This window comes from Mycobacterium sp. (genome assembly GCF_049278535.1).
Taxonomy (GTDB): domain Bacteria; phylum Actinomycetota; class Actinomycetes; order Mycobacteriales; family Mycobacteriaceae; genus Mycobacterium.
In genome coordinates this window covers 1-6,098 of the sequence record NZ_JBAPMI010000073.1, presented here as the reverse complement: position 1 = coordinate 6,098, position 6,098 = coordinate 1, and the positions used below count along the sequence as shown (strand labels likewise).

7 protein-coding genes and 1 pseudogene are annotated in these 6,098 nt (G+C 66.1%); all 8 read right to left on the bottom strand.

The features are described from left to right. Positions 1 to 193 (bottom strand): annotated as a pseudogene (locus WAO18_RS04250) (hypothetical protein); the annotation flags it as partial. Positions 194 to 271: 78 nt separating this feature from the next. Next, positions 272 to 1,087 (bottom strand): DivIVA domain-containing protein, encoded by an 816-nt coding sequence (locus tag WAO18_RS04245; protein ID WP_422204144.1) that lies wholly within the window; start codon positions 1,085 to 1,087, stop codon positions 272 to 274. A 253-nt stretch (positions 1,088 to 1,340) separates the two neighbouring features. Continuing rightward, the gene (locus WAO18_RS04240) at positions 1,341 to 1,631 is read right to left on the bottom strand and encodes a YggT family protein (RefSeq protein WP_422204143.1); all 291 of its coding nucleotides are present in this window, start codon (positions 1,629 to 1,631) and stop codon (positions 1,341 to 1,343) included. Between the two features lie 98 nt (positions 1,632 to 1,729). Continuing rightward, positions 1,730 to 2,365 (bottom strand): cell division protein SepF, encoded by a 636-nt coding sequence (locus WAO18_RS04235; protein ID WP_422204142.1) that lies wholly within the window; start codon positions 2,363 to 2,365, stop codon positions 1,730 to 1,732. A gap of 12 nt (positions 2,366 to 2,377) precedes the next feature. Beyond that, entirely contained in the window at positions 2,378 to 3,223 is an 846-nt protein-coding gene (locus WAO18_RS04230) for a YggS family pyridoxal phosphate enzyme (protein ID WP_422204140.1), read from the bottom strand. Further along, positions 3,220 to 3,927, bottom strand: coding sequence for a peptidoglycan editing factor PgeF (gene pgeF, locus WAO18_RS04225; RefSeq protein ID WP_422204138.1), 708 nt, complete (start codon positions 3,925 to 3,927; stop codon positions 3,220 to 3,222). The genes WAO18_RS04230 and pgeF overlap by 4 nt, the downstream gene beginning before the upstream one ends. A 72-nt stretch (positions 3,928 to 3,999) precedes the next feature. Then, positions 4,000 to 5,139: a cell division protein FtsZ gene (ftsZ, locus tag WAO18_RS04220; RefSeq protein ID WP_422204145.1), complete on the bottom strand. Its 1,140-nt coding sequence runs from the start codon at positions 5,137 to 5,139 to the stop codon at positions 4,000 to 4,002. Positions 5,140 to 5,350: 211 nt separating this feature from the next. Then, a partial coding sequence (locus tag WAO18_RS04215; protein WP_422204137.1) for a cell division protein FtsQ/DivIB occupies positions 5,351 to 6,098 on the bottom strand: 748 nt, incomplete at its 5' end.

Sequence of the window (6,098 nt, the reverse complement as noted above, 5' to 3'; positions counted from 1 at the left end):
CGGACACGGGTTCGTGGATTGCCGGGCCGGCCTCTCGCCGCTGACGTTCTTGCAGCGCATCGACGATCAGCAGCACCACACCCAGGACACTGGCGCCGATGCACACCCAGGCGACCAACTCATTGCTGGTGATCACCGCGAACACCAGCGCGGCAAGTCCGATCACCGCTAACACCAGCGAGATGATCAGCATCGGTTAACCTCCAGCGGACGGTGCGGCACTGCCAACTGTGCAGAATACCGACCGCTGCTGCCGATACCCGCATCCGACCTAGTTATTACCCCGATTGAACTGGTTAAACCCGGCTGAGTCATTCGTGGCGCTGGAGTCGACCGGCGCAGCCGACCCGCGCTGGCCGAGCTCCTCGAGCTGAGACTCGAGGTAGGTCTTGAGCCGGGTGCGGTATTCGCGTTCGAAGGTGCGCAGCTGTTCGAGCCGGCCTTCGAGCACGGTGCGTTGCTGGTTGATCGTGCCCATGATCTCGGAGTGCTTGCGCTCGGCGTCGGCCTGCAAGGCGTCAGCCTTCTCCTGGGCCTGGCGCAGCTGAGTCTCGGACCGGGTCTGCGCGTCGGCCAGCAGGGCGTCGGCCCGCTGACGGGCCTCGGAGACCGTGGTCTCGGCTTCGCGACGCGCGTCGCCGACGATCTGATCGGCGTTGGCCCGGGCGTCGGACAACAACTTGTCCGACTCAGACTGGGCTTGGCTGGTCAGCCGGTCGGCAGTGTCCTGGGCGAGGGCGAGCACCCGGGCGGCCTTGATCGCCTGCTCCTCGCCAAGCTGCGCGGGGGCGGCAGCAGCGACCGGGGCGGGCTGCGGCGGCGGCTTGACCGGCTCGGGCTCGGGCTCGTAGACCGGAATCGTTTGGGTGGGTTGCGCACTGGCGGCGCCACCGGCCCTGGCGCTGACCAGTTCCTGGTCCAGTTCGGCGACCCGCTGACGCAGATCCGAGTTCTCCTCGATGAGCCGGGTCAGCTCGTTCTCGACCAGATCGAGGAAGGCGTCGACCTCGTCCTCGTTGTAACCACGCTTGCCGATGGGCGGCTTACTGAACGCCACATTGTGGACGTCTGCGGGTGTCAGCGGCATTCTTAGCCCCCTTGAGTGTGGACAGCCAAACCGTCCAGGAAAGTGTAGGACGGGATGAACGGTGTCGTAGCCATACTGCAACTGCCGCCCATCCTGTCACACCAGACCCGCCGGTTAGAGAATCGGTCAATAAATAAGACCGAATTTCACAGATTAAGAAAGCGCCCAATCGGCGCCTTATCCGGGCCAAATCCGGGCGCTGGCAAACTGCCCCGGCGGTCAATCAACGAGAACCTGCGCACGGCAGGTGGATTCAGGCGCGATAGTCCAGCGCCATCGTCATACCGATGAACGCCACCAGCAGCAGCACCATGATGGACAGGTCGAAACGTACGGCACCCACGGTGAGCTGCGGTATCAGCCGTCGCATCAGATTCACCGGCGGATCGGTGACCGACAGGATGATCTCGAGGATCACCACGGTGAGGCCGCGCGGGTGCCAATCGCGGCTGAACGATCGGATGAACTCGACAACGACCCGCGCGATCAGCAATAGCCAGAAGATGAACAGCGCAAAACCAATGATGTGCACAAACAGCGTCAACTAGAGCCCGACCTTAGTGATGAAGATGTGACCTCACCGACAGCCCCAGCTGCCGACAAACACCAGCCTACCGGCTCGGACGCCGACCTGCCCCGCCGCTACTGGTAGGCGTAAAAGCCGGTCTCGGCGATGCGCCGGCGCTCCTCGGGCGAGACGTCGACGTCGGCCGGCGAGAGCAAGAACACTTTGGTGGCCACCTTGTCGAATGAACCACGCAGCGCGAACGCCAACCCGGCCGCGAAGTCGACCAGCCGCTTGGCGTCGGCGTTGTCCATCGAGACCAGGTCCATGATCACCGGGGTGCCGTCGCGGAACCGCTCACCGATGGTGCGGGCCTCGCTGTAGTCCTTGGGCCGCAGCGTGGTGATCTTCGACAGCGGGCTGCTCTCGTCGAACAGCATCGCCATCCGGCGGGGGTCCATGGCGAGTGCCCCACGGGTGGAGCCGCGCACCGACCCGAATCGTGGCCGGGTCAGCTCACCGCGGTCGAATTCGTTGCCGCGGAAGCGGGGCTCGTCGGCGTAGCCGCCGCGGTAGCCGGCCGAGCCGTAGTCAGCGGCCTCGCCGCGCGGGTCGTCGTACTCGCGACCCTCGTAACGGCCGTATCCGTCTTCGGCGAACCGCTGCCGCGGGTAGCCGCTGCGGGCCGGGCCCTGGTCGTCGTAGTACTCGTCGTCGTAATCCTCCATCGGAGCCATGCCGAAGTAGGCCTTGACCTTGTGCAGTGTGCTCATCGCTTGACCCTTCTACAGCTCTGGGGATTCCGGTGTCTGTGATGAAGATGTGACTGGAGTGACTACTGTCGGTGACGGTAGCGGTCGTTGACCCAATAACGCGGTACCGACACGCACACACGTCGAACCATGTTTGACCGCAGTTTCGAGGTCGTTCGACATACCCGCCGACAAACCCACCGCGGCCGGATGGGCCCGGCGCACCCGATGATGTTCTGCCTGCAGCAGCGCGAACGCCCGATCCGGCTCCCAGTCCAGCGGCGGGATGCCCATCAGGCCAACCAGCTCAAGGGAGTCGGCGGCGTCGACCTGTGCGCAGATCTCGTCGACCGCGCCGGGCTCGGCGACGTCGACGCCGCCGCGGGACACGTCACCGTCGACGCTGATCTGGACGTAGACCCGCAGCGGACTCCTCCGGCGACCCTCGCCCAGTGCCCCGACCACCGCACGGTCGAGCGCCGCCACCACCCGGGCGCTGCTGACCGAGTGGGCGGTATGCGCCCAGCCGGCCAACGAGCGGGCCTTGTTGCGCTGAATCTTGCCGACCATGTGCCAGTGCCGGCGACCGGCCGTGGCGTCGGACCCTGACGGGCCGTCCAGCAACCGAGCGACTTCTTCTACTTTTGCCGCTGCTTCCTGGTCGCGGGATTCGCCGAAGGCGGTGCATCCCAATCGCGACAAAATCGCCACATCGGTTGCCGGAAAGAATTTGGTAATAGGCAAGAGTTGAATTTCATCGAGTTTGCGGCCGGCCGCTTCGGCGGCCGCCGCGAGCCGCGACCGTAACGCCGCCAAAGAATCGGCCAATTCCAATTCCCGTTCCGGTCCGGCTGAACGGTTTAGCGTCACCGCACTCACTCCATCCACACCACCGAAGCCAGCCGCCCGGTCGGGGCGCCACGGCGATGGCTGAACAGGGTGGCGTCTTCGACCGTGCAACGCGGGTCGACATCGATGGCGTTTACGCCCAAAGCCTTGAGCTGACAAGCGATTCCGGCACGAAGGTCCAACCCCGGCGTGCCCATCGACGTGGTGGTGCGGCTGCCCGGCAGCGCGGCTTCGACCTCGTCGGCCATCGCCGCGGGCACTTCATAATTGCGGCCACTCACCGCGGGCCCCAGCAGTACCGAGATGTCCGACTCGTGCGCGCCGACCGAAATCATGGCCTCGACCGCCCGGGCCACCACGCCGTCACGGGCGCCGACCCGGCCCGCGTGCACGGCCGCGACGACGCCGGCCCGTGCGTCGCCCAGCAGCACCGGAACGCAATCGGCCGTCACCACCGCCAAGGCCAATCGCGGTGTCCGCGTGACCAATCCGTCGGTGTTGTCGAACGGGGTGTCGCGCGGACCGACGACCACTTCCACATGGTCACTGTGAACCTGGTTCATCCACACCACCCGGTCAGGCCCAAGGCCGATGGCAGCGGCCAGCCGTCCCCGGTTGGCCGCCACGGCGGCCGGATCGTCGCCGACATGGTCGCCCAGGTTGAAGGTGTCGAACGGCGGCGACGAGACACCGCCCGCTCGAGTCGTGCTGACCCGCCGAATGCGAACGCTCACCCGCCCAGTATCCGGCGTGAGCAAGGTCGTCTCGCCCCGACTCCGCGTCGCGGCCGCCATTGCAACGCGCGCCTAGCGGCGCATGAACGGCGGCACGTCGACATCGTCGTCCTCGCCGCCGATGTCAAAGGTTGCGCCGTTGGTCGGCACCGACACGCTGACCGCGTCGGTGGGCTCGAACAAGCTGGAGCTGATCTTGCCGTGCTTGCCCGACGCGATCGTCGTCGACGTTTCGCTGTTGCCGATCACCGGCTTTCGGCCCGGACCGCTGGCGTCGAAGCCCGCGGCGATCACGGTGACCCGCACCTCGTCGCCGAGCGAGTCGTCGATGACCGTTCCGAAGATGATGTTGGCCTCCTGGTGAGCGGCGTCCTGCACCAGCGAGGCCGCTTCGTTGATCTCGAACAAACCCAGATCGCTGCCGCCGGCGATGGACATCAGCACACCCTGGGCGCCTTCCATCGAGGCTTCCAGCAGCGGCGAGTTGATCGCGATCTCGGCGGCTTTGAGCGCCCGACCGTCGCCGCGGGCCGAACCGATACCCATCAGCGCCGTGCCCGCCCCCGACATGATGCCCTTGACGTCGGCGAAGTCGACGTTGATCAGACCCGGCGTGGTGATTAGGTCGGTGATGCCCTGCACACCGTTGAGCAGCACCTCGTCGGCGCTGCGGAAGGCGTCCATCAGCGACACCTCGGCATCGCCCATCTGCAGCAGGCGGTCGTTGGGGATCACGATCAGGGTGTCGCAGCTTTCCCGCAACGACGAGATGCCGTTCTCGGCCTGGTTGCTGCGCCGCTTGCCCTCGAAGGAGAACGGCCGGGTCACCACGCCGACCGTCAACGCGCCGAGCTTGCGGGCGATGCTCGCTACGACCGGCGCTCCCCCGGTACCGGTTCCACCGCCCTCGCCCGCGGTGACGAAGACCATGTCGGCCCCGCGTAGCAATTCTTCGATCTCATCCTTGGCGTCGTCGGCGGCCCTGCGGCCGACTTCGGGGTCGGCGCCGGCGCCCAGCCCTCGGGTGGAGTCGCGACCGACGTCGAGCTTGACGTCGGCATCGCTCATCAACAGCGCCTGGGCGTCGGTGTTGATGGCGATGAACTCCACGCCCTTGAGCCCTTGCTCGATCATGCGGTTGACAGCGTTCACGCCACCGCCGCCGATCCCCACGACTTTGATGACAGCCAAGTAGTTGTGCGGCGGGGTCATCATTCTGCGTTCCTCCCTTGTGGGACTTGCCTTAAGCGAACCGCCTCGGCAAACCTCAACCTAAAGTAAAGCGTTAGAGTTATGTCAAGTTGATTCGCGCAAACAGAACGGTATTGCCGTCGCGCGTGCGATCGATGCAGGCGCGCCGAAGCGTGTCGGGCGAATTTCGGGCGAATTTGCCCGCGAAAAATCCCTCGGTTGAACCGAGCGCCTACTTGACGGTCGGCAGATCCGGGCTGGACACGTCGTAGCTGCGCCCCGGCCGAGTCAGCAAGGCCGCCAACTTCTGGGCCTTTTCCTCGGTGCGATCGTTGGTGCCCCAGATCACTGTGCGCCCGTCGGCGAGCGTCAGGGTGATCGACGCGACCGACGGGGCGGCGATTCGACTCACTTGCGCGACGACCTCGGGACGCAGCGCGATCAGGACCGCGAGCGCGGCCTTGGTCGCCGGATCGGTCGGCCCCGGATTGTCGACGTCTATGTACGGCAGAGCCGGCGGTGGCGGCGCGGTCGCGAAGTCCACGCCGTCGCGGTCGAACAAATGCGGGCCGTCAGGAAAGTCCTTGACCACCAACGGAATCCGCTCGACGATCATAATCCGCAGCGCCGACGGATAATCGCGTTGCACTCGTGCGCTTGCCACCCGGCGGATCGCCGCCACGCGGTCGGCGATGCCGTCGGTGTTGATCTGCAGCAACGGCGTCCCGAGCCGGACGTGAGCTGCATCGAGCACCTCGTCCCGGGTGACCGCGCCGCTCCCGACCACGACGATGCTGCGTGCCGACATCACCGGCGTGAAGTAGAGAATCAGCCCGACCGCAGTGGTGGCCATGACCACCAGCAGCGAGAGCAGGAACAGCTTGAGGCCGCGGACCGCCCCGCGCGCGACGGGCTTGGATGTGGCAGCGGGCTTCCCCCGCGCCACGCGTTTCGCTTCGCGGCGAGCCTCCTCGATCGCC